This window comes from Bacteroidota bacterium (assembly GCA_016721765.1).
In the GTDB taxonomy this organism is placed as follows: domain Bacteria; phylum Bacteroidota; class Bacteroidia; order UBA4408; family UBA4408; genus UBA4408.
This window is the reverse complement of record JADKHO010000001.1, coordinates 2,230,058-2,252,820: the sequence shown is the minus strand read 5'-3', so window position 1 is coordinate 2,252,820 and position 22,763 is coordinate 2,230,058. Positions and strand designations below refer to the sequence as shown.

Annotated in this window: 20 protein-coding genes; 14 read left to right on the top strand and 6 right to left on the bottom strand. The window is 34.7% G+C overall.

Annotated features, from left to right (window positions below):
- Nucleotides 1-287: 287 nt before the first annotated feature.
- A complete protein-coding gene (locus IPP32_08385) occupies nucleotides 288-1,694 on the top strand; it encodes a T9SS type A sorting domain-containing protein (GenBank protein MBL0048095.1) in 1,407 nt (468 codons plus the stop codon).
- Nucleotides 1,695-1,733: 39 nt separating this feature from the next.
- Here the strand turns inward: IPP32_08385 and IPP32_08380 are convergent, their stop codons facing one another.
- Together IPP32_08380 and IPP32_08375 are read right to left on the bottom strand one after the other, a co-directional pair.
- On the bottom strand, nucleotides 1,734-2,429 hold the full coding sequence (locus IPP32_08380; protein ID MBL0048094.1) for a response regulator transcription factor: 696 nt from the start codon (nucleotides 2,427-2,429) through the stop codon (nucleotides 1,734-1,736).
- A gap of 1 nt (nucleotide 2,430) precedes the next feature.
- The gene (locus IPP32_08375; protein ID MBL0048093.1) at nucleotides 2,431-3,903 is read right to left on the bottom strand and encodes a HAMP domain-containing histidine kinase; all 1,473 of its coding nucleotides are present in this window, start codon (nucleotides 3,901-3,903) and stop codon (nucleotides 2,431-2,433) included.
- Between the two features lie 131 nt (nucleotides 3,904-4,034).
- Here IPP32_08375 and IPP32_08370 point away from each other — a divergent pair, with 131 nt between their 5' ends.
- Together IPP32_08370 and IPP32_08365 are read left to right on the top strand one after the other, a co-directional pair.
- Nucleotides 4,035-4,823, top strand: coding sequence for a GLPGLI family protein (locus tag IPP32_08370; GenBank protein MBL0048092.1), 789 nt, complete (start codon nucleotides 4,035-4,037; stop codon nucleotides 4,821-4,823).
- A gap of 6 nt (nucleotides 4,824-4,829) precedes the next feature.
- Nucleotides 4,830-7,580, top strand: coding sequence for a TonB-dependent receptor (locus tag IPP32_08365; protein ID MBL0048091.1), 2,751 nt, complete (start codon nucleotides 4,830-4,832; stop codon nucleotides 7,578-7,580).
- Between the two features lie 197 nt (nucleotides 7,581-7,777).
- Here the strand turns inward: IPP32_08365 and IPP32_08360 are convergent, their stop codons facing one another.
- The 4 genes from IPP32_08360 to IPP32_08345 form a co-directional block, all read right to left on the bottom strand.
- Nucleotides 7,778-8,422, bottom strand: coding sequence for a DUF1211 domain-containing protein (locus IPP32_08360; protein MBL0048090.1), 645 nt, complete (start codon nucleotides 8,420-8,422; stop codon nucleotides 7,778-7,780).
- 553 nt (nucleotides 8,423-8,975) lie between these two features.
- Entirely contained in the window at nucleotides 8,976-9,620 is a 645-nt protein-coding gene (locus tag IPP32_08355; GenBank protein ID MBL0048089.1) for a response regulator transcription factor, read from the bottom strand.
- Nucleotides 9,621-9,647: 27 nt separating this feature from the next.
- Entirely contained in the window at nucleotides 9,648-10,337 is a 690-nt protein-coding gene (locus tag IPP32_08350; protein MBL0048088.1) for a hypothetical protein, read from the bottom strand.
- A gap of 692 nt (nucleotides 10,338-11,029) precedes the next feature.
- Nucleotides 11,030-11,332, bottom strand: a complete 303-nt coding sequence (locus IPP32_08345) for a hypothetical protein (GenBank protein ID MBL0048087.1) — start codon at nucleotides 11,330-11,332, stop codon at nucleotides 11,030-11,032.
- A gap of 338 nt (nucleotides 11,333-11,670) precedes the next feature.
- Here IPP32_08345 and IPP32_08340 point away from each other — a divergent pair, with 338 nt between their 5' ends.
- The 11 genes from IPP32_08340 (at nucleotide 11,671) to IPP32_08290 (ending at nucleotide 22,607) form a co-directional block, all read left to right on the top strand.
- On the top strand, nucleotides 11,671-11,817 hold the full coding sequence (locus tag IPP32_08340; GenBank protein ID MBL0048086.1) for a hypothetical protein: 147 nt from the start codon (nucleotides 11,671-11,673) through the stop codon (nucleotides 11,815-11,817).
- A 301-nt stretch (nucleotides 11,818-12,118) separates the two neighbouring features.
- A complete protein-coding gene (locus IPP32_08335; protein ID MBL0048085.1) occupies nucleotides 12,119-12,499 on the top strand; it encodes a hypothetical protein in 381 nt (126 codons plus the stop codon).
- A 37-nt stretch (nucleotides 12,500-12,536) separates the two neighbouring features.
- Entirely contained in the window at nucleotides 12,537-12,737 is a 201-nt protein-coding gene (locus IPP32_08330) for a hypothetical protein (GenBank protein MBL0048084.1), read from the top strand.
- Nucleotides 12,738-13,038: 301 nt separating this feature from the next.
- A complete protein-coding gene (locus tag IPP32_08325) occupies nucleotides 13,039-14,706 on the top strand; it encodes a DUF2219 family protein (GenBank protein ID MBL0048083.1) in 1,668 nt (555 codons plus the stop codon).
- A gap of 56 nt (nucleotides 14,707-14,762) precedes the next feature.
- On the top strand, nucleotides 14,763-16,421 hold the full coding sequence (locus tag IPP32_08320; GenBank protein ID MBL0048082.1) for a hypothetical protein: 1,659 nt from the start codon (nucleotides 14,763-14,765) through the stop codon (nucleotides 16,419-16,421).
- A gap of 365 nt (nucleotides 16,422-16,786) precedes the next feature.
- Nucleotides 16,787-17,437 carry a hypothetical protein gene (locus IPP32_08315; GenBank protein MBL0048081.1) on the top strand — a complete coding sequence of 217 codons (651 nt, stop codon included), beginning with the start codon at nucleotides 16,787-16,789 and terminating at the stop codon, nucleotides 17,435-17,437.
- Nucleotides 17,438-17,525: 88 nt separating this feature from the next.
- Nucleotides 17,526-18,296 carry a hypothetical protein gene (locus tag IPP32_08310; GenBank protein MBL0048080.1) on the top strand — a complete coding sequence of 257 codons (771 nt, stop codon included), beginning with the start codon at nucleotides 17,526-17,528 and terminating at the stop codon, nucleotides 18,294-18,296.
- Nucleotides 18,297-18,507: 211 nt separating this feature from the next.
- On the top strand, nucleotides 18,508-19,212 hold the full coding sequence (locus tag IPP32_08305) for a hypothetical protein (protein MBL0048079.1): 705 nt from the start codon (nucleotides 18,508-18,510) through the stop codon (nucleotides 19,210-19,212).
- Between the two features lie 45 nt (nucleotides 19,213-19,257).
- Nucleotides 19,258-20,046, top strand: a complete 789-nt coding sequence (locus tag IPP32_08300; protein MBL0048078.1) for a trypsin-like peptidase domain-containing protein — start codon at nucleotides 19,258-19,260, stop codon at nucleotides 20,044-20,046.
- 16 nt (nucleotides 20,047-20,062) lie between these two features.
- Nucleotides 20,063-20,269, top strand: coding sequence for a hypothetical protein (locus tag IPP32_08295; protein ID MBL0048077.1), 207 nt, complete (start codon nucleotides 20,063-20,065; stop codon nucleotides 20,267-20,269).
- A 376-nt stretch (nucleotides 20,270-20,645) separates the two neighbouring features.
- Nucleotides 20,646-22,607 carry an AAA family ATPase gene (locus IPP32_08290; GenBank protein MBL0048076.1) on the top strand — a complete coding sequence of 654 codons (1,962 nt, stop codon included), beginning with the start codon at nucleotides 20,646-20,648 and terminating at the stop codon, nucleotides 22,605-22,607.
- Nucleotides 22,608-22,763 lie beyond the last annotated feature (156 nt).

Genomic DNA, 22,763 nt, shown 5'->3' with positions numbered 1-22,763 from the left:
AGTTCAAGCCGGAGGCTTGGGAATAGCTAACGCTCGCAGGATGCGAGCGAATGGTTAGTGCGAGCGAAAGTTTGAGGAAAAATTAGAAATATGATAACTAGTTGTTAATTTATTTTGATTTTGGTTTTTTGATTTTAGCTATTTACCACCCCCTGCCCCCGCCAGCGGGGGATATTTTTCATATTTAACTTCGCTAAATTTTTTGAGGTCTGTTTGCCTTCCTTATACCAACTCCTCCGAGGGTGGATAGTTTTTTATTAACTTTTCTAATTGCTTACCTTTGAAGCATGACAGGCCATTTCAAAAACTTATTTTTCTTTTTATTTCTTCTAGTAATTCCTTGTAAAAGCTTTTGCCAATACAATTTTTATTTTGGCACCTTGCATGCGCATTCGGCTTATTCTGATGGGAATAAAGATTCTCTTACTTCTTTTATGACCACACCCTATCAGGATTATGAGTATGCCAAACAAAGTTTAAACATGCATTATTTGGGCATTTCAGATCACAATCATGCCGATGCAGGAATGAAACGGGCGAATTATTTAAAAGGAATTCAACAAGCCAATTTAGCTAATGTGAATGGAAGCTTTGTATGCCTTTACGGGATGGAATGGGGCGAAATTGCAACAGGAGGACATGTTCTTATTTATGGATTTGATTCCTTGATTGGATGGGAACCCAACAACTACGATGTGTACAATGCCCAAAGTGATTATACCGGCTTGTTTTCTAAAATTGCCAATCATCCCGGAGCATTTGCCTATTTAGCACATCCAACTACTACCGACTTTAATGCCTTATTTAGCGGGAGCTATAATCCGGTAAACGATAAAGCAATTATTGGAACTCCCTTTAGAAGTGGTCCCGCGTTTAGTACCAATATTTCCTACAGCAATCCTTCAACAGGGCATTACCTGAACCGCTTTTACGATGCATTAAAGAAAGGATATCATTTGGGAATTGGAATGGATCACGATACACATTACAGTGTTTTCGGTCGTTCGCAAGAAGGTCGCACGGTAGTGCTTGCAAATTCACTCACACAAGCAAGCATTTTAGATGCTTACAGTCAAATGCGCTATTACGCCTCCGACGATTGGAATACGAAAGTTAATTTTACAGCCAATACTTTTCCATTGGGATCTATTGTAACTGCATATGGAAATCCTGCCCTTGCTATTTCGGTTGTGGATCCTGATATGGAATCGGTTTCTGATATAAGTATTTTTTCGGGTATGCCCGGAAGTGGTATCGCTCCCGCCTTGCTTGTTTCTGTTGCCGGCAGCCTTAGTTTAAACTACACACATGTAGTGAACGATAGCAGCACACATTACTATTTTGCACGCATACAACAAACTGATGGCGATCAAATTTATACAAGTCCTATTTGGTATACTCGGTTTGATGCCATAGGAATTACTGAAAATTCGCGCTCCACCATTAGTGCATTGTCGATTCATCCTAATCCAATTCGGGATGCATTTATTTTGTCTTTTACATCCGAGAAATTCGGTTCCTATTTTATGGAAGTGTATGCAGCATCCGGAAACTTAGTATTAAAAAAAGAGTTGGGAAAAGTACAAGGTGCTTTTGCACAAAGGGTGGAACTTAACGATATACCTTCGGGCATTTACTTAGTGCGAATTAACAACGAAAATATATCGCAAACACTTCGCATCGTGAAAGAATAAGTTTGAAAAGCACCCCACTGCCGAACTAATTTATCTCCCTTAGTTAGGAACAATAAAATGATAGCCCTTCCCCTTAAGGGTTACAATTTCGATGCCTGCATCGTGAGAAAAATAATCACGCAACTTTCGAATATACACGTCTAAGGTGCGTGAATTAAAAAACGAATCATCTCCCCAAACAGCCAACAACAAGTTTTTACGATCAATGCTTTTGTTTCTATTTTGTGCAAACATGTTTAATACTTGTGCTTCGCGATGTGATAATTTAATTGTCTCCGAACCAATTTGCAACTCATACTTTCCTGGATAAAATTTATACTTACCTAACTGAATGAGCTCCAAAATAGCAGTTTTATTTTCCCATGTACTTTTCAATAACTGCAACTGGTTGTGTATGCGCACAACTAATTCGTCTACGCTGAATGGTTTTTTAATATAGTCGGTACCACCGGATTCAAAGCCTTTTAAGAGGTCGTTGGTTTGTGTTTTGGCGGTAAGAAAAATGATGGGTAATCGAGGAAATCGATTTCGAATTTCGGTTCCTAATTCAAATCCATCTCTATTGGGAAGCATCACATCCAACACGCACACATCGGGCACAAAGCGATTAAAGCTCTCAAGCACCTTTGCACCATCTGTTACAAGCATCACTTCAAAGTCGCGGGATTCTAGGCTTTCGCTTACAATCTTCCCCAAAAAGGGTTCATCCTCCACATAAAGTATTTTTAATTTCATACTAAACCTTAGGGAATTGAATCGAGAAGGTACATCCTCCTTCGATATTGTTCTTTACTTTAATACTTCCATTGTGTTGCTTCACTACAAAAGCCACATAACTCAATCCCAATCCATAGCCTTTTACATTATGAAGGTTACCGGCAGGTACGCGAAAAAATTTCTCAAAAACTTTTGTGTGAAATTCTTCAGGAATTCCGGGTCCATTATCACTTAATTTTAACACCACAAAATTTTCATTTTCAGAAAGTATCAGACTCATTTGCGGCTTATCCAAAGCATATTTCAAACTATTGTCCAACAGGTTTAACAATACACCTTGCAAATGAAAACTATCGGCTAAAACAAAAAGCGGATCCGTAGTGCTTTCAAAATACAATGCTGCACTTGCACGCTCCAATCGCAATTGTTGTTGCTGAATCAGCTCTTTACAAGACTGAACTAAATTAATTTTTTCTTTTTGAAATATCGTAGCACCCTCCTCTGCCAATGAAGTACTTAGCACTTTATTAATCAGTAAATCAAGTCGCTCTGTTTCGAGTTCAGCCATATTGAGGTATTCATTTACCTTGGCGGGATTATCCTGCACTCCTTTTGTTTGCAGCGCTTCAAGTGCCACCTTAATGGTAGAGACAGGAGTTTTTAATTCGTGCGACATATTGCTGATGAAATCATTTTTTAATTGATGTAAACGATATTGCATTTTCAGATTTCGATAGGAAAGAAAAAATGCACTTGCACTTAAGAGCAGCAACACCAGTGAAAACAATATTTGTGGTATTATTTTTTGAATTAGATAAACCTGAAATTGACTGACTTCTACGCCGTATTCCTTAGGGAACAAATGGCTCTCAAAATAAAAAACAGCAGCATTTGTTTGAAGTGTATCGCGCTTGCGGCTTAGCCATTTCGCCTGAAATTCATAGCCTGAATTTTTTAACTTCATAGCCAATACTTTTTTCAACAAAACCGTATCTGAATTAAAATAATAGTTCGATTCCATGCGGCTTTCATTTACCGAATCGGATGTAATTTGTTTAATAAAAAGTTTCACTCCATGGAGCAACACTTCATGATTTGAATCACGACGTTGCATGTTAATGCTAATCATTTTATCGCCGTTGGCGTTCCCCGATTTATCAATAAGTACAATTGAATCGGTTGGAGAGAACTTAAATTGCTTTTCGATTTCATCCTCCTCAACACCCTTAAAATCTTGTGTAGAATCAGTTGTTTCCATGTGGATTTTAAATCCCTTTTTATTTTTCAATAAGGGTTCAATAAAACTATTTACTAAACCCGAATCCATGACCTGTTGCTTTGACTCCGTAAATTTCTGAAAGAGTTCTTTATGAAGTTTATTCTTCTCCTCGTTGAATTGTCCAATGAGCCACCAGAGGACGAATGCCGTGAGCATAAGTTGACTCAATAACATGAGCGCAGCAATTGTGGAAGACTTTTTGGAGTTTGGCATTTTAAATTTTCAAAACAAAAATAATACGATAATCCTTACAGCACAAGGGATTAACCTTAATTAACCTTAATTCGATTGCCTTAACTTCTAATGCTCAACGGCTAAAATACATTTGTAAAAAAAATAAAAACATGAACACACAAAAATTAATTGGAATAAAAAACAGAGCAAAGCTAATTCAATTATGTTGCTTCCTTTTCTCACTTGCTAGTCCAACATTAGCACAAACTTCAGGCCGAATTGAATACGCTGAAAAAGTAAAATTGGTTTTACATGTAGAAGGCAATGCAGAGGAAGATATGGTGAATTCGCTCCCTAAGGAACACATTTCACAAAAAGAATTACTCTTTAACTCAAGTGCTTCCCTCTATCAAGGCAACAAGCAAAAACCATCGAACAAAGATTCAGAAGCTATTGAAGGAGACGGAGCGCACGTGATGATTAAAATGAAGGAGCCGGATGATAAAGTATTTTGCGATTTAATCAACAAGCTAAAAACGGAACAAAGAGATTTTATGTCGCGCATATTTTTAGTGGAGAGCAATTTATCGAGCCTTCAATGGAAATTGAGTGGGGAACAAAAAATGATTTTAAATTATCCTTGTCAGGAAGCGCTCCTAAAAGATAGTAGCAAAACAGTGCGTGTATGGTTCACGCCATCTCTTCCTATTTCGAGCGGCCCCAATGGGTATGGCAATTTGCCCGGAATTATTCTGGAAGCTGATTTGGACAATGGCAAAGTTAACATCGTTGCAACAAAAATTGAACTCAAGGAAATTGATAATGCGTTGTTAAAAAAACCAAAAGATGGAAAAAAAGTTACAAAAGAAGCATTCGAGAAAATTAAAGCAGAGAAAAGAAAAGAGATGGAGGAAGAAAATGGAGGGAACGGCAACGTAATCATTAAAATCAGAAAATAGCTCAAAATGAAAATTTTGTATTTGTGGTTTTCATTACTCATCAGTTGCAATTTATTTGCGCAAGGACATAAACTTCATGGCACTGTACTTGACGAAAACAAGGAAGCCTTGCCTTATGCCAGTGTAAGTTTATTGCAGCCTTCAGATTCCACACTTGCCTTTTATGGCATTAGCAATACCGATGGCTTTTTTGAAATCCGAACTATTTCGAGTGGGAATTACATTTTACAAATTGCCTACTTGGGCAAGCAAACTTTGTATCGAACAATTGAAATTCCTGGGTTAAGCGAGCAGTTAGGTGTTTTGGAATTAAAAGCCAGCACAGTATCGCTCAAAGCTGCGCAAATTGAAGCTGAACGCATTCCAATTTTAATTAAGCAAGATACAATTGAATACTCGGCAGCTTCATTTAAGACAAAGCCTGACGCCTCTACCGAAGATTTACTTAAAAAACTTCCGGGCTTGGAAGTTGACCGTGCAGGAAATATTAAAGCGCAGGGCGAGGATGTAAAAAATGTACTGGTAGATGGTAAAGAATTTTTTAGCAGTGATCCCAAAGTAGCTACAAAAAATCTCCCGGCCGATGCCATTAGTAAAGTACAGGTATATGACAAAAAATCGGAGGAAGCCGAATTAAGTGGCATTCAAGATGGAGAAAGAAATAAAACAATAAATCTACTTTTAAAGGAAGATAAAAAAAGTGCTTGGTTGGGTGATGTAAAAGCCGGTGCGGGCAGTGAGATGCATTATCAAGCCGCAGCAAAAGCGTATCGCTTTACTAAAAAAAGTCAAATTGCACTGCTTGGAATGGTGAATGATATCAATCAATTTGGATTTAGCTTTCGCGATTACATCGATTTTAATGGAGGGATGCGAAACATGATGAATGGCGATGGGGGGATGCGCGTAACATTTGAAGATGACAATAGTTTTCCGATAAATTTTGGTCAGCCTATTACCGGACTAATCACTTCGGGTGCCGGTGGAGCCAATTATACCTATGAGAAAAAAACTGGGCGCCGATTCAACATAAGCTATTTGGGAAATGGTTCCGACAAAAAATTAGTAGAGGAAACGCGCACTGATAATTTTACTCCCGATACCACCTTCACCAATTTTGCAAACTTAAAGGAGCGCAGTAACAACAATGGACACACTTTAAATTTTTCATGGAGAAACAGTATTGATTCTACACAAAATTTCATAGGTAACGGAAACATTGGATTAAGCGAAGGTTCGACAAATTCGGCCAGCGTAATTCAAAATTATGCAGCGCAAAATATAACGAGTAACACACTTTTAAATAACTACGAAAAAGTAAATACCCTAACTGGAAAACTAACTACTATCTATTTAAAAAAAAGAAAAGCAAAGTGGCTTCTGTTAAAGCTTCTTGCTGAAGCTAATGGGTCACACAATTTAAGTGGCAAGGAATGGCAAAGTCAATTTCAAAATTATAATTACGTAAATTTATTTCAGGAAGCGCAAGAACAACACAAAACAGTAGACCGTCTAAACTATTCCGGAACCCTTTCGGCAACACGTGAATTACCGCGACGATGGTATTTTGTACCCGAATTAAAAGCTGGTGCGAAACAGGAACAGCTTATGCGCAAACAATCAAATAGCCAAGACAAGGAGCTTGCAATAGATTCGTTGAGTGCAAATTTTAACGCCAACTACAATTGGATGCGACCCGGAATAAGCTTTAAGCGAAGCAACGACACGAAACAATTTAAAGCATCCATACAACTGGAAGCCGCCACTTTAAAAACGGCAATGTCAGATAATGGAAGAACACAAGCATCCTTTTTCTATTTTTTGCCCGGATTGGCATGGGAAAAAGAATATAAACCGGAGCGTCGATTAAGGGCCTTTTATGAATCTTTTGTGAACAGTCCTACTGCAAATCAATTGCTGCCTTTGAGTGAAACGGTGAACCCTACGCAACGGTATTCAGGAAACAGAAAATTAAAACCGGAATATGTCCATCATGCCCAAGTCAATTGGATTGTGTTTGACCAATTTTCATTCACATCAGCATTTGCAGCACTCGGCGGAACAATAACATCGAATAAAATAAATTGGTCGCGCAATGTGGATAGCAGCTTTAACCAAGTGCTTAGCCTTCGTAATGTTCCGGAAGATTACCGACTTTATTTCAACTTCGATTTTTCAACACCGCTTCGCGCCATCGGAATGAATGTAAATATAAATCCGCAGGAAAGCTGGAATAAAGGAATGACTTATGTAAATGAAATCATAAATAATAACCAAACTTTTACGCATGAATTGAATGTGCGACTTGATAATCGCAAAAAAGAAAAATGGGATATTAGTCTAGGAACAAATCTTTCCTACACGCAGGCATTCCACAGTTTGGAATCGAAACGGACAGATTATTATTCACTGAATTATTTTACAGAACTTAATTATAGTGCAACAGAACGATTGCATTTAAGTGCGAGTGCTGATATTACACAATACCATTCTCAAACCTTAAGTCAAAATATAACGGTACCCATTTTAAAAGCAGAAGTTTCGTATTTTATTTTAAAGGCAAAACGCGGCGTTATCAGTTTGGAAGCATTTGATTTACTAAATAAAAACACAGGTATTAGCCGTATTAGTGAAATGAATTATGTGCAACAAAAAAACGCTAACTGCATTGGAAGATATTTCCTACTTAGTTTTAAATACCGACTCACAAAATTTGAAAACAAGGATGAAGTAGATGTAAAAGTTAACGGACGTTAAACTGGCAACTTCAAATTCTTAATTCACGATTCCCAGATTTTAAAAAGACAAACAGTCATAGCAGCGCTATTTTGCGCAGTAGATTGCTTTTACCTTTTATTGCAACCTTATCCTTCAAATTATTTATTGAAATCATACTTAAAGTGAAAGCACATTAAGTTAAGAAAGCCTGTTCAACTTACTTGTAGAGTTGATAATTAGCAGTTAAGCTTCCTCTTTTTGCTATTGATAAAAAAACCAAGTTGCATCATTACCACATAAATAATTAAACCCAATTTAAGGTTGATGTATCCTAAAAGGAGTGCAATTATTATGGCAATAGGAAACAATAAATAATCGGCCGAAAGCCAAAAGCGTTGCGCAGAAGAATAGGAAATTGAATAAAGTTTAAACTTAGGGTTTACGGCATGACGAAACAAAAGGTAATTGCAAAAGGTAAGAAATATCAAAGTAAAACCATACACCAGATAAGGCAAAGAAATTTCGGAAATAGTGTTATGCGCAAAATAGGAAGTCGAAAATGGAATTATTGTATTGGCAAATAGAAATGCCGCATTTATGCGAATTAGTTTTGTGTCGTAGCCAATAATATTCCCAAATAACTCATGGTGTTTAATCCATTGGGATATAATAATGGCAAAGCTAATTCCGAATGAAATAAACTCCGGTATAAGATGCGTTAATTGTGCTACTTGCTCACTAAATGAAATGCCATGCTCAATGTGTGGCGCCTTAATTTCGATGATTAATAAGGTTACGGCGATAGCGATTAAGGCATCACTAAAAAAAGCAATGCGCTCCACTTGAAAATGAATTTTATCTTTTTGATGGCTGTCTTTCATGTGGACTAAAATAAAGATTCAGGCTTTAAAATAAAAATGAAATTTAATTTAGTTGATTAGCCGATTTGTTGATTAGCTGATTAGCTGATTAGCTGATTAGCTGATTAGTTGATTAGCAGATTAGCTGATTGCTGTATCCTATTTGGAACCTATGCTTCTCAGTGTGAAAATTATTTCGGCAATAGAACGCTGATTTATTAGGATGATTATGATTTTTGCTGATTTAGGGTTACAGATTCATTGATTACAAAATACTCTATGTGAATCTATGTATCTATGTTCCTATGTGTTAAAAAAATCCAATCACATATAGAACGCTGATTTATTAGGATGATTAAGATTTTTGCTGATTTAGGGTTACAGATTCATTGATTACAAAATACTATATGTGAATCTATGTATCTATGTTCCTATGTGTTTAAAAAAACAATCACATTTGGAACGCTGATTTATTAGGATGATTAGGATTTTTGCTGATTTAGGGTTTCAGATTAATTGATTACAAAATACACTATGTGAATCTTTGTATCTATGTGCCTATGTGTTAAAAAAATCAATTAAAAAGTTGATTCTTATGTGCAAACACCACTAATCCGGCTGTATTTCTTGAATTGGTTTTTCGCAAAAGGTTTTCACGATACGATTCCACGGTGCGGGCCGAGATGAAGAGTTTATCCGCAATTTCTTGATTGGAGTATTGTTTACAGATGAGTTTTAAAATATTCTTTTCTCTTTTAGTGAGCTCGGCAGTTTCCTTCTCAATTTTTTGCTTTTCCTTAAATCGATTTATGATAAGCTCCGAAACCTCTGGGACGTAATACGATTTACCTTGACTAACTTCGGCGATGGCTTTATTAATATCCTCCACCGGCGAACTTTTTAACAGGTAGGCAGCTGCTCCCGCATCATACAGGTCATAAATATTTTTCTTATCCTGATGCATCGACAGCACAATAACTTTGGTGGATTTATACTTTTTAGCAATCATTTTTGTGGTTGCCAAGCCATCCATTTGAGGCATGCTAATGTCCATAAAAATGAGGTGAAAGGGCTCCTCCGCAAGCAATTGCATTACTTCTATACCATTTGATGCATGCTTAACAGTTCCAATAAGTATATTACTTTGTAAAACAAGTTCAAGACCATCGCGATACAATTTGTGGTCGTCGGCTATAATTACATTCAGCAAATTGCTCATAGGATTTGAGTAGGAAAATCAGAAATGTTACTTACTTTTTAGCATTAACTTCTCATCAAATATAATTTTAAAAAAAGAACCTTTGCCCACTTCACTTTTTACATCAAAAAATCCACCGTATAAAGTTGTTCGGGCGTTTAAATTTTTTAATCCGTAACCTTTAACTGCTTCTTTTATGTCAAACCCGAGTCCATCGTCATCGTAATATATACTCAGTGTTCCGGTTTGGTGATGAATTAAGAAGTTGAGCTTATCGGCTTGGGCATGCTTTAACGAATTATTAATTAGCTCCTGTACAATTCTAAAAATACTCAATTCAATTTCGGCAGGGTATCTGGGCAACTCACCTTCTACCTCCAGGTTGGTATCAATACTGCCATTATCTTTTAGATTTTGAAGCAATTCATTTAATTCTCCGAGCCAGCCATTTTCTGTAATGTTTTTGGGAATAAGGTCGTGCACCGTTTCACGCAAGTCGAGTAAAGCTTTATCCAAATGACTTAGCGCACTGTTGTTTAATGCTTCACTTTTTTGCGTATCGCTTTGGCTGCTCATGGCCGTAACATAATACTTAATTGTTGAAAGCATGGCACCCAAGTTATCGTGCAGGTCTTGAGCAATACGGTGGCGTTCCTTTTCCTGAGTTTGATAAATAACTTTTAAGGTTTCCTCTTGGCGACTTTTATTTTTTTTATAATTATTTACAATCACAATCATAAAAAAAACAATGAGCACAAAAAAACTTGCGCAAATAATCAGAATCGAAAAAATCAGTTTGTCGCTTGTGAGTTGCACCAAAAACAATAAGTAAATGAAAGGTTACAAAATATGTTTAACCACATTGGTATTACCCACAGTTTAGCCACTTCCGTGGGATGATCAATTAATATCAAATCAGCAATGCTAAATATCGATAAAGATATTGAAAAGTAAATCAACAGAACAGAATTTAGACAAAATAGTGAATTTTTAAAAAGTGGAATTAAACTGTAATTACTTTCATGGATCATGAGTAGCCCTGAAAATATGATTACCATAAGACACTCTATGGAACGAAATTTAGAATTGAAGGTATAAAAACCGCTAGAGTATTTAAAGGTTATCCAGCCAAATACCACTAAAAGAATCAATAAAATGGGTATTACCAATTTTCGACTAGAGAAAGGTTCAATTCTAAAATACAAAATCAGAAAAAGAAGTGTTTCAATTATTGTATAAATATTCAAAATAAGAGAATACTTCCAAGTATTGGCCACAAAAATGGTCACAGTTAAGTCCACCAAAAAACTAATAATCAGAATTAAACCAAACAATAGGAAGGTACTATTAATCTTTCTTATCCATATCAACAAAAAGGTGATTGGAATTAAAACAGATAAAAATGAAACCGAACTAATTGTTATCTCCACTTAATCATTGTTCAAAGGATTGGGAACTCCGCATGCAGAAGGGCAAGGTGTTGAAAAATCCATAATTTCACCATCACAAATATCATTACCGAATTCATCCACCGCAACTAAAATTATGGTTTTCTTCCCATCCTTATCAATACCATAATAGTACCTCATTCCAATAGACTCTTCTGTAAGCATGGTCAATATTTGATCTTTCCAGAAAAAACCGCCCTTAATAAAATTGTCGCGGTAACGTTGCGTCATTTCTGCTGCTTCAGCTAATGTAATTGTGTGATCCTTTGGTGCGGGTGCTGCCATAATTTCTAGTTTTTAGTAGTTTATAAGTTTGTATTTAATCAACTTTCAAATGTATAGCTAAAATAATTTGCTTTTACTTTTTTTCAGTGCTCTGGATTTTTTCAAAAATAGAATAACTCTCGCAACTCTTTATTCTCAACACTTTTGAAGCATATCATAAAATGATTTTTCCGTATTTCTACGGTATCGGCTACCGTAGAAATACGGTGGTGCACAGCAGCATTTTCCGTATTTCTACGGATTGACAATGCGGTATTTGACTGCCTACATTTGAAAAATATTTTTATTCCTACCCAAAAAAAATAGAATAAATGTCGAATTCAAAAAAACACATAAAAATGAATACGAACAAAAAACGCAGCCCTAAAAAAACTGATAAACCTATAGATACAAAAGGACTGAGCACAAAAAATGAGGCTTTGCCAAATGCATTGCAAAATTTTAGTAAAGCCTTTGCGGAGTATTATAAGGGATTTGTGTTATAGGGAGTAGTGAGTAGTTAGTACAAAGTACAAAGTACAAAGTACAAAGATATGGGATTTGGGAATTAGGGTTTGGGATTTAGGAATGGGGTTTGGGGATTTTTTGAGTGAGAACTTTTAGCTTAAAACTTGAAACCAAAAACCTGAAACCTGAAACTTGGAACTTGGAACTTGGAACTTGAAACCAAAAACTTGAAACAAGATTTTAAATAATTTTTATACGCTTTTAAAAAATGTAGTAACAAACTGTTTTTCTTTTGCTTTTTTTAAGCAACACCCCAATGGCCACCAAGTCTAGTATGGTATGATAAAAAGAAACAGGTATGTATTTTTTATAAGCTTGCTGGCAACTGCGCTTATACTAAGCAATCCCGGAATTGATAGTCACCGGGAAGCAGTTGCAGCAGCTTTGTATAAAAAAGAAAATGTGAATCCAAATGAGTTAAAGAGCTTACAAAGTATGAGCAATTGGATGGGTGCGGGAATGTTGTTGAACACTTATTTTATTAACGAAAACATTAAACAAGTATGCGATACCTGTGTGAGTAAAACAAATTTTGGACTGTTTTCACTTACCCAGTTTAGTTATAAAGGACAGCATGCCACCATTGGTGTAGGAGCGTTGGGAAAGGTGATTTTGTGGGAAGATTTAGAAGACAAGGAATTGCGTCTTGGATTTGAATAAAACAACAAAAATTATATAAACCAATCTACTCACACCTATGAAAACAGAAAATCTACTTACGATTAGAGAACAAGAAATACTTCAATTAATTGTTAAAGCGCAACCCCGCAAGCGAATTGCAGATCACCTGCGCATTTCAATTCGCACGGTTGATACACACATCAGTAACATTCATCGTAAGTACAATACGCATTCCACGCTACAATTAGCACTCATGGCTGCTCAAACTATTGCCTAAACATAAGTTGCCTGAATATAAAATTTAAAAAGAGTTCATGAATAGTTAAGTTAGAAAGCGCAGGAGCAATTCTGCGCTATTTTCATTTTCAAATCTTCTGAAGTGCATTTTCACTTTGCATCTTTTAATAAAATTAAATCTTCCAACTCCCTTTATCGTTAAGCATTACAGGGCAGCAATCGGAGATTATACTTAAGTTAAAGTACTTAGGTACAATAGCGGATTGACAAATTTTATTTCAAGGATTATGTTTGAGCCGTTGGAACAATCAAAATCATAGTTGAATTTTCAAAAAGTTAAGATGAAAATAATTCTACTCCTTCTCTTCTTTTTAAGCATCAATACTTTTGGTCAAACTAACTGCATGCAAAATGCAAATAAGATTTATCGCATTATTAATCTCGATGCGCACATTCACAAAATCGATACTTACAACTCATTTACCAAAGATTCTATTAAGCGCGACAACACACTAAAAGCATTGGAAAATTATGGCGATGCAAAAAAACAACGCGAGGATTCGTTAGCACAACTAATTAAAGTTTCAGAAATTTTTAACTGCGAAATCGAACCTGTTTGCTTGCGCTACTATCTTCAAAGCATTCTCCACTACAGCAGTCTAAAATTATTTTGCGACAAAGTGCAAAGCACTTTCGAAGACATGGAAAACGAGCATTCCAAAGGCGAACAAGGTAAAGCCAATTACTATTGCATCGAAAAACTCAGAGAAAACATTACTATTCTGAACCTGCTCCTGCACCAAAAAACAGAACGCAATTTTTTTCAATACCGTAATGATAATTACAAGCCGCACCTCATTAAAGGTGGAATGATTTACCATGACAATGATTTTATTTTTGCCACAAATAATTCCGATCGCGATTACACCGGGGGCGCACGCATAGAGCTGTTTACCGATTACCTTAAATTTAATTTACTCAACAGTGCCATCAACATGGTAACCGAAGTGTGGAACAATCGTCGGGTAAAAAAAGGAAAGAGCTTACTTTATGAAGACAATAATTTTAATACCTATCAAAGTCTTTTCTACGGTGCCGAAGCCTACACTCCGCAGCTGCGTAACCGAGGTGTATTTACTACCTTAACCAGTGTGGATAGCCTCGACCGGCCTTATGCTTCGTTTCAATACATTGGTTTGGGAAAATATTTTATTCGCAGGCGGGGCGATATACGCGTGCATGAAGAAACTAAGTTTGGAAAAATAGGCGGTAAAACTACCGATGTAGTGCAAAGCGTGTTGCACCGCGATTTAATTACCAATTCGCTGGTACCTTATGGCTGGGAATCGCAAATTGCTCCGAATGGACGCTATGGTATACAATACGACTTCCTGCACGAAATGGCGCTGATTTCGCCCGACAATGTGTTTCGGCATTTGCTGCATACTTCTTTTAACTGGGGTAAACTTGTAAATTTTTATTCGATTGTAGAAGGCCGTGCCGGTTGCGAAATGACTTCGGCTGCCTTAGGGCTTGGCTACACCACTGTACCTTTCAAAAATCAAAACGGAACCTATATTAAGAAACGCGGAACCTTAAAAGACAAAGGCGGTGACTACAACAAAGCCAATGGAATACGCTATTTATTGGATGTTAAGTTGATGTACCGCTACATGCATTACTCCTCGCTGCTGCAAGGCTTTGGGTACATCAGCCCCATGACAGATGACGACCCCACCACCAAAGAAGTGTATGTATTAAGCAAATCGGAAGTGGAACATTTTTATTGGTTGGGAAGCATTTCCTTCTCGCTCGCGAAAGGCCGCACAGCATTGTTTGGGCGGGTATCCTTTATAGGCGATGAAGTAAGCCCCAACAAAAGCCATTACTACAACGACAAAGATTACCTCACCTACAGCGACGGCGAAACGGACCATAAATCCTACCAGCGCAAACTCCATAAAAATACCTGGGGAACCTTGGGCGTGCAGTTTTTGTTGGGGGAGTGATATTATTAATTAGGAGGTGCCGAAAATCCTTAAGAGTAGGTGTAAAAATAATTAGTATGAAAACTAAAATTAAGATTCTCGCAATTTTACTTATTATCTCAATTGAATCCTTTGGACAGGCAAACAACCTCTCAGTTTTTGACAGGCAAAATGGAATTGTAATGCAACGAGCATTAGCGATAGAATTTGATGAAACAAATAAACTATTTTATTATAATAAAGATGACCGTAATAAACAAAGACATCTTGAAATAAGAAATTATGATTTGTTCAATATCAAAGGCACAGATAATGGAAAATACATACTTACAGTTAAATTCTACAATCCTCTTCGAGTAAAATTTACATTTGATGAAGTATTAATGGAGGATCCCTCAATTAGGGACATAAATAATTTTATTGACAAAATCCCAGGAGATCTATACGGACTAAATAAAACTTTTAAAACTCAAAATCAGACAGACTTAAATGTAAATAAATCCATATTTGAATATTACAGCGGCTCATATGAATTTAAAACTATTGAGAGCATAACGAGCTCAAAGGAAGGCACAAAGGAAAATAAAAAGGAAATTAAAAAAATTCCATCTTCTATTATTTTATCACAATGGTTATATGAATTCAATAAACTCCCAATACTAAATTCAACAGATGAGGAAACAAAATTGGTTAACAATTTATTAAGTAGTTTGAATAAAATCAAAGTTGTTGATGACTATTTATATAATGAAATTGAATTTATTGAAAACAAAGACACAATAAAAAAGAGTCTAAGTGATTGGATTAATCAAATTCAAACTGACATGTACTCACAAGTATCAATGGAGAGTTTCAAAAAACAATTAGATCGCTCGAATGATATCAGGAAAAAAATAGAGAAACAAAAATCTGATGCAGAAAACAACTTAGATGAATTTTTTGTATTAATTACAGATGGCTTTACTGAAAAAATTAAGCCAATAATAAAAGTTGATAAAGTCATTACAACTCTTGCAAAACCAACTGATAATTTCAAAGAATATTCGATTGCAGCAAGGCAATGGATAAGTATTACAATTGCTGGAAGAAAACAACTAAATGACGAAGCCGTTAAAAAACTTGGAGAATATATTGACAAACTTAATAGCTTTTATAATCAATTTACATCTGATGGCTACAAAACTCTTCAAACTAGCCAAATAGACCATAAAGCTGAGAAAATTAAAGAAATTACCATTTCAGCTGTGAAACTTGAAAAAGATGGAAAAGAAATTAGTGATACAAAACAGAAAAATATTTTTATGATTGAACGATGGAATTCCGCATATCCATATATAAGTACTGGTGGTTTTTTTACAAATTTCTCCTTTCCAGAATATAGTTTAAATCTAGATTCCACTGGTGCATCACTTATTAATTCTAGCCAGAAAAAGCTTCGATTTGCTCCTGCTATTTTTTTAAATTTTGTCTTTAATGCTCATAACGATTATGTATATCCCGTTTTCCAAATTGGACTTGGGACAATAAACAAAAGTATTTTAATGCCCATTGGGCTTGGATTCAGTATAACTGATAGGGTCACTATTTCTGGTGGAGTAGTGCCTGCCTTTGTAAAGGAATTGGATAAATTAAAAGTTGGGGACAATGTTGCAAGCCAAGATGTTCTTGATAAAGACTTAAGTTATAAATTAATAAGCACAGTTTATTTTGGAGTTAACATAAATTTAAATAAATAAATGAATTAAAACTCCAATTTACAAAGGTTTAAATCACCTCCAAATTAATAAATAAAATGCGCTTTTTTTAATATCATAAGTTTGTTTCAAATATTAATTATTTCATTCGATTTTTATTAATTAAAAGAATAACTTGAAAAATAATACAAAACATTACTCCGATTGGTAACATTTAAAACTTTATGAAAATTCATTCCCTATTCCACTGAAGCAACTAACTAAAATGAGCACGAGTTATGAAAACTATTAAAATAACAACACTCCTATTATGCTTGATTGCATTTGTAAGTTGCAAAGAATCCCCCCAAAAAAACAACCAAACAACTCATGCTATTGGAATGCTCTCCAATTGTAATTCCAATCCCATGAATGCAATGGGACATTCAAAGTTGAAGAGCACTAAACTGGCTCCTGCTAAAGATTTGGTTTGGGATAAAAAAAAATTAACCTGCTTTTTTCTAACAGACGATAGAGAATTTGTGGACACGATAATGACAGTGCTGCAAGCTTGGGAAAATTGTTGTGGTGTCGACTTTATTTTAACAGATGATAAAAATGCAGATATAAGAGTTTCATTTTATGATAGCATGGGTTGTAATTCTCAAATTGGAAAAAACTCACAATTTGATAAAGACCACCCATCAATGAATTTAGATCCCAAAATGGTCACCAAAAATTCTGATTACTGGTTAATCAATTTATTTGTTTTACACGAATTTGGACATGCAATGGGTTTTATACACGAGCATCAAAGAGCTGACCTGACAATTTTGTGGGATTCTGCTTGTGTTTATAAATATTATGAATGCACTGCGGGATGGAATCGGGAGCTAGTGGATGCAAATATATTTATGAGATATGCATTTGATGAAAATAGGGCAAGTGAATATGACACACTTTCAATAATGCACTACGACTTTCCTCAATTTTTAACTAAAAATTGTAAAGGTTATTTGGCGAATTGGACCTTGTCAGAATCTGATAAAAAAACCGCATTAGCCTGTTATCCCAAGTAATAGAAATTTACATTATTATAATTAAATAATTAGAATTAATCACTTGAATTTCGTATTAATTTACAATTAACGATAAAAAAAACTACCCATGCCCCAAACCGCCAACCTCTCCTACCGCTACCTCCGCCAAACTATTGGCTGGTTGGGGATTTTGTTGCCTTTGATTGTGTATGTGGATGCGCGCTATGTGGGTGATTGCGCCTGCTTGCAAGACTCCATTAGCCATTATTATTTTACGGTGGCTAACTCTTGGTTTGTGGGGATTTTTTGGGGATTGGGTTTGGTGTTGATCTTTTATCCTAATTACAAGGAGAAAGACGTGACCAATAAAAAAAATTACGATGGTGTGCTCACCTTTATTGCAGGGATTTGCGCTTTAATTGTTTCTGTTTTTCCAACTTCTTCAAAAAGCAACGACAGTTGCAGAATGTTTGCTTTGGTAGACTCCGATTTACGAGTTGGGGTACATTATGCCAGTGCTGCAATTATGCTTTGCATTTTCGTGTACATGAGCATTTGTGTTTTTACAAAATCTGATAAAACAAAAGCCGAATTAAAATTACCGGAAAACCGTTGGAAAAAACGCCGCAACAACATTTTTATAATTTGTGGATGGCTCACTTTTTCAAGCATTGTATTAATGGGCATTTGCGCCATCATTGAAAATAAAGCTCCAAGCTTCCCACTCCCCACAAAATACACCTATTGGCTCGAAGTAGCTGCCCTCCTACCCTTTGGCTTTGCTTGGATTATTAAAGGGGGATTTGCTTTTACGGATGAAGTGGATGAAAGCACTGTGGAATGGGCTGGGAGTAAGATGGGAATGAAAAAGGCTCACTTGAAAAAACTAGGAATTTGATGTACTGAAACAGAAAAAATGACAAAAGAAAATTTTATCAACAAACGATAATAAAGATAAATTTTACCAGCTAGTTTTAGATTAGATAAAGTATATTTGAGAGATATGCGAAATTTGAAATACTAAACTTTGGGACTAAACCCGCTATAGCCAATTGGTCGATAAAAACTAGCATTAAAATAAAATTAATCAAACTTAAACAGAAATAAATATGTCATTAATAATCGGAGTTTATGTACCAACAGGAATTATCATTTCTGGAGACAGCAGGACAACAGGTACGATGCAACAACAAGTTCCCAATCCCCAAGCAGCTGGACAAAATATGACAATCCAAACAAACATAAAACTTTCAGATTCGACTGAAAAGGTCTTTAAATTATTTGATCGATTCGGAGTAGCAACCTTCGGCGATGCGCATATTAACAATTTACCAATCGCCCATTACATAGAACAATTTGAAGCTATCAACTCTAAAAAACCACCTAAATTAACTGCTGACATTGTTACATTACTATTAACTTATTTCAGACAGCTAAATCCTAAACTACGAACAGGTCTAATTGTTGCAGGTAGCGACAATAATACACCACACGTTTATGGAGTTGATGTTTTTGCAAACACTTCAACAAGACATAACATTGTATCAGGCACGCAGACAATACAATATGGAATAGTTCGAGGTGGAGACACTGACATTGTAAATAGACTTTTGAATAATAAACAACTTTTACCTCCGTTTGAAGTTATGAGTTTACAAGATGCAGTTGATTTTTCAAGACATTTAATTAGAGCAACTATCGACCAAATGAGGTTTGAGCCTAAATTCCCTACAGTTGGTGGAGAAATTGATACTCTTCTTATAACAAACAAAATTGTTGACTTTTTACAACAGAAAAGTTTAAAATGCTTTTAATTTTCACTAATAATAAATCAAAAACAAATTTTAGAGGCAAAATACATGAACTTAAAAGAGCAATGGAAATTTAATTATCAATCTGTTTGTAAAATAATTCATTTAAAAGACGGGAAAATTATTGGAGGAGGAACTGGCTTTAAAATAGATGGTAAGATAATAACTAATAGCCATGTATTTAATGCATCTGAATCTGATGAGACACGCATAGTGTTTATTGACAAGGATTGCATCACACCGATACTTACTAAAATTTACGAAAAAAAAGAGTTTGAAAACCTCTTGCTTGATGCTATGCCACCAAATAGCTGGGACTTTGCAATTCTAAGTGCAGTTGATAGTGATTATAATTTTATTCCTTCTTTAGTAATTGCAGAAAGCACATTTCCAATTAACGTTGGTCAGAATTGCTTTTTTCTTGGGTATCCCTTATCTTCAATTAACCTATCAATTCATTCTGCATTTATTTCGTCAAAATTTATCTCTCCTGGAACAAGTGTGAAAAATCTGCAAATAGATGCTAGTGTGAATAATGGAAATTCAGGTGGTCCATTATTAGATTCAGAATCAGGAAAGGTTATTGGGATAATTACATTAAAAAAGACAGGCTTTACCAAAAAGTTTGAGGAGTTAAATGATAGCTTTAAACAAAATATTAAATTATTCGAGGAGACCGCAAAACATGCCAGAATTCAACTGGGAAATGTAGACACATTACAAACCTTTAAAATAATTCAAACTCAATTAGAAATTCTTTGTTCTGAAATTAGTAGAAATACAAATGTTGGTATAGGATACGCATTTGAACTTGATGAAATAAGAAAATATTTATAAACCAAAAAACAGAAATATGAAAATCGGAGACCAAATTCATGTACAAATTAGTGGAGGCAATAATGGGATTACACTTGGCAATCCTGGAGGGGCATCAATGACTATTGGTGCTGGAGCATCAATGAGTGTTGCGGGAGTCATATCAGCGGACCTTGGTTCACATTGGGAAGTAAGACTAAATATGTTTATTGACGGAAATAATATTGTTGTTATACCGAAGTAATAATAAGACAATTTTAATCGCCCCTAAGTTCGGTGTGAAATTACTCAGACCTTTGAATCCCAAAGAGTAGTTTACCGCTTACTAGTTATATAAGAGACATTACGTAGTATTTTTTTTGGGGGTATAAAATGCTAAATTACTGATGAATCCGTTCCTAGTTAATACATAAAAATATTGCAAAGTAAATTTCGGTATGTAATTTTTCTATCCAATTTGAACTAATTTTAACAAAACCGCAGCGATTGCGCAAATTAAAATCAGTCGAATTACTTCAAAAAGTTAGAAGGAACATTGCGATTTGTAGATTCTTAATATAGAAAGTCTCATAATCAATCAAAATAATAACTATAAAACAAATAACTTGAACAATTAGAAAATGAGAATTTCAAAAATTAAGATACCGTTAACGGAAACCCAAACCGTAAATCTAAAAGAAATTAATCTTTGTAAAAAACCTTTAGGCTCTGTTGTGGCATTGGTTGGTAAAAATGGAGCTGGAAAATCACGAATCTTAAAATTTGTTGAGAACTATATTAAGAAAATAAATTATGAAAACTACTTTGATGACCATTTAATAAATATTCCAACAACTATTATTTCCCAGTTCGAACAAAATATTGCAACTGCAAGACAATATCAGAAAGCATTAGAAAATAATAACCTAAATGGACCTCAAATCCAACAAACAAAACATATTATCAATCAAAATATGTCTGGTTTTCTTCAAAGACTACAACAATTAGGACAAGCCTATATAAAAATTGTTGACAATGATGACTTGAAAAACATAAAGGCTAATATTAACAATGGAAATGCAATTACTTTTGAAAGAATCTTAAAAAATACCCATTTCGATAGTGTTGTTGCAAATCCATCATTAATACAACAAGCAGAAAGCAATCCGCTAAACCAACAAAGTATTTTGTTGAATGAATTTACAGCGTTTAACAACCAATCTACAATAAGTTATTTAACAAGGTTAACAAATGAAATAATAACTGATGAATTTAACTTGTATATCAAGCACAGACAAAAGCCCGAATTAATAAAGGATGAAATTCAAAACAAGACATCGTTCCAATTGTTCGATAAGTTTCAAGGTTATGTAAAGCAATTTTTAGGTAAAGATTTTTCATATCAGCAGAATGCGCAAGGTAATACTGTTAATAGTACATTATTTTACAATAATGAACCCTTCAATCTAACCCAATTTTCACCTGGCCAAAAAACACTTTTTGCATATGCAATTCTATTTTTTTATTTAGACATAAATTCTAAAACTAATATTAGGGAAAGTATTATCATTATTGATGAGCCTGAAAAACACCTCCATCCAGAAGCTCAAATAACCTTGATAAATGCGTTAAAAAGTATTATTGGCAAAACAGGACAATTATGGATTGCTACTCACTCAATTCACATATTATCACATCTAGACTATGATGAAATTATGATGGTAAAAGATGACGAAATCATACCACCATCAAGGACAACACCAGGAAAATCATTTAACGATTTAATGGGAATTGATGAACATTTAAACGAATTAATCTCATTCATTACATCTATTTCAGAATGGGCATATGGTAATTTTATGGTGCAGTGCTTTAAAGAACCTGATGTAATTTTTGGCAAAAATATTAATGACCCTCAATATAAAATTTTTAAGACCTTTTTAAATGACATGACAAGTATTGAATTACTTGATTTTGGAGCTGGAAAAGGGAGAATTGGTTATACAATTCAAGAGGACGAAATGGTTTCTAAAAAAGTAATTTATAGTGCTTTCGAACCAGATAAAGGAAACTATGCAATATTAAATAATGTTCCAGATAAAAAAGTAATTTATTCAAATTTAAATGAAATACCTATAAATAATTATGACTGTGTAGTTCTCTGTAATGTTCTGCATGAAATAAATCCGAAAGAATGGGTTAACATTCTAACTTCTATAAAGAATCTTCTAAAAGAGAATGGATATTTATTAATTATTGAAGATCGTTATTTGCCGAAGGGGGAGAATGCCCATGAGTTTGGCTATTTAGTTTTCGGAAACGAAGAAACAAAAATCCTTTTATCATCTTCATCATCAATGCTTTTAAAACTTGACGAAGTTGAATATTCAGAAAGAATAATTTTTAATGCATTTCTAAAAAGTGAAATTAATCCTTCGACTGAAAGTGTCATTAATTCTATTAAAAAATTAAAAGAAAATTGCTTTGTCAACATAAAATCATTTAAGAAAAAAGTTAATGATATTAATCAGGGTCGCAGATATGCAAACGAAACACAACTTTACATTAATGCTCAACTAGCTTTAGAAATCTTAAAAAAATAATTTAAGCTCCCCCTCACAAGTCCTCGTTTTCGAAGAAAGCATTAAAATTTGTGCTTATAACGTAATAAAGAAAATTCTATTTTAAAGCTTGTTTAGGCGAGCATTGCATTACTTAAAAAAGGATATCCTTATTGTATTTCAGTTAAAAGTTCCAAG

What these genes read in the sequence shown, in the direction of transcription:
- IPP32_08385 (MBL0048095.1), top strand. Translation starts at nt 288, where the DNA reads ATGACAGGCCATTTCAAAAACTTATTTTTCTTTTTATTTCTTCTAGTA.
- IPP32_08380 (MBL0048094.1), bottom strand. Translation starts at nt 2,429, where the DNA reads ATGAAATTAAAAATACTTTATGTGGAGGATGAACCCTTTTTGGGGAAG.
- IPP32_08375 (MBL0048093.1), bottom strand. Translation starts at nt 3,903, where the DNA reads ATGCCAAACTCCAAAAAGTCTTCCACAATTGCTGCGCTCATGTTATTG.
- IPP32_08370 (MBL0048092.1), top strand. Translation starts at nt 4,035, where the DNA reads ATGAACACACAAAAATTAATTGGAATAAAAAACAGAGCAAAGCTAATT.
- IPP32_08365 (MBL0048091.1), top strand. Translation starts at nt 4,830, where the DNA reads ATGAAAATTTTGTATTTGTGGTTTTCATTACTCATCAGTTGCAATTTA.
- IPP32_08360 (MBL0048090.1), bottom strand. Translation starts at nt 8,422, where the DNA reads ATGAAAGACAGCCATCAAAAAGATAAAATTCATTTTCAAGTGGAGCGC.
- IPP32_08355 (MBL0048089.1), bottom strand. Translation starts at nt 9,620, where the DNA reads ATGAGCAATTTGCTGAATGTAATTATAGCCGACGACCACAAATTGTAT.
- IPP32_08350 (MBL0048088.1), bottom strand. Translation starts at nt 10,337, where the DNA reads ATGATTGTGATTGTAAATAATTATAAAAAAAATAAAAGTCGCCAAGAG.
- IPP32_08345 (MBL0048087.1), bottom strand. Translation starts at nt 11,332, where the DNA reads ATGGCAGCACCCGCACCAAAGGATCACACAATTACATTAGCTGAAGCA.
- IPP32_08340 (MBL0048086.1), top strand. Translation starts at nt 11,671, where the DNA reads ATGAATACGAACAAAAAACGCAGCCCTAAAAAAACTGATAAACCTATA.
- IPP32_08335 (MBL0048085.1), top strand. Translation starts at nt 12,119, where the DNA reads ATGATAAAAAGAAACAGGTATGTATTTTTTATAAGCTTGCTGGCAACT.
- IPP32_08330 (MBL0048084.1), top strand. Translation starts at nt 12,537, where the DNA reads ATGAAAACAGAAAATCTACTTACGATTAGAGAACAAGAAATACTTCAA.
- IPP32_08325 (MBL0048083.1), top strand. Translation starts at nt 13,039, where the DNA reads ATGAAAATAATTCTACTCCTTCTCTTCTTTTTAAGCATCAATACTTTT.
- IPP32_08320 (MBL0048082.1), top strand. Translation starts at nt 14,763, where the DNA reads ATGAAAACTAAAATTAAGATTCTCGCAATTTTACTTATTATCTCAATT.
- IPP32_08315 (MBL0048081.1), top strand. Translation starts at nt 16,787, where the DNA reads ATGAATGCAATGGGACATTCAAAGTTGAAGAGCACTAAACTGGCTCCT.
- IPP32_08310 (MBL0048080.1), top strand. Translation starts at nt 17,526, where the DNA reads ATGCCCCAAACCGCCAACCTCTCCTACCGCTACCTCCGCCAAACTATT.
- IPP32_08305 (MBL0048079.1), top strand. Translation starts at nt 18,508, where the DNA reads ATGTCATTAATAATCGGAGTTTATGTACCAACAGGAATTATCATTTCT.
- IPP32_08300 (MBL0048078.1), top strand. Translation starts at nt 19,258, where the DNA reads ATGAACTTAAAAGAGCAATGGAAATTTAATTATCAATCTGTTTGTAAA.
- IPP32_08295 (MBL0048077.1), top strand. Translation starts at nt 20,063, where the DNA reads ATGAAAATCGGAGACCAAATTCATGTACAAATTAGTGGAGGCAATAAT.
- IPP32_08290 (MBL0048076.1), top strand. Translation starts at nt 20,646, where the DNA reads ATGAGAATTTCAAAAATTAAGATACCGTTAACGGAAACCCAAACCGTA.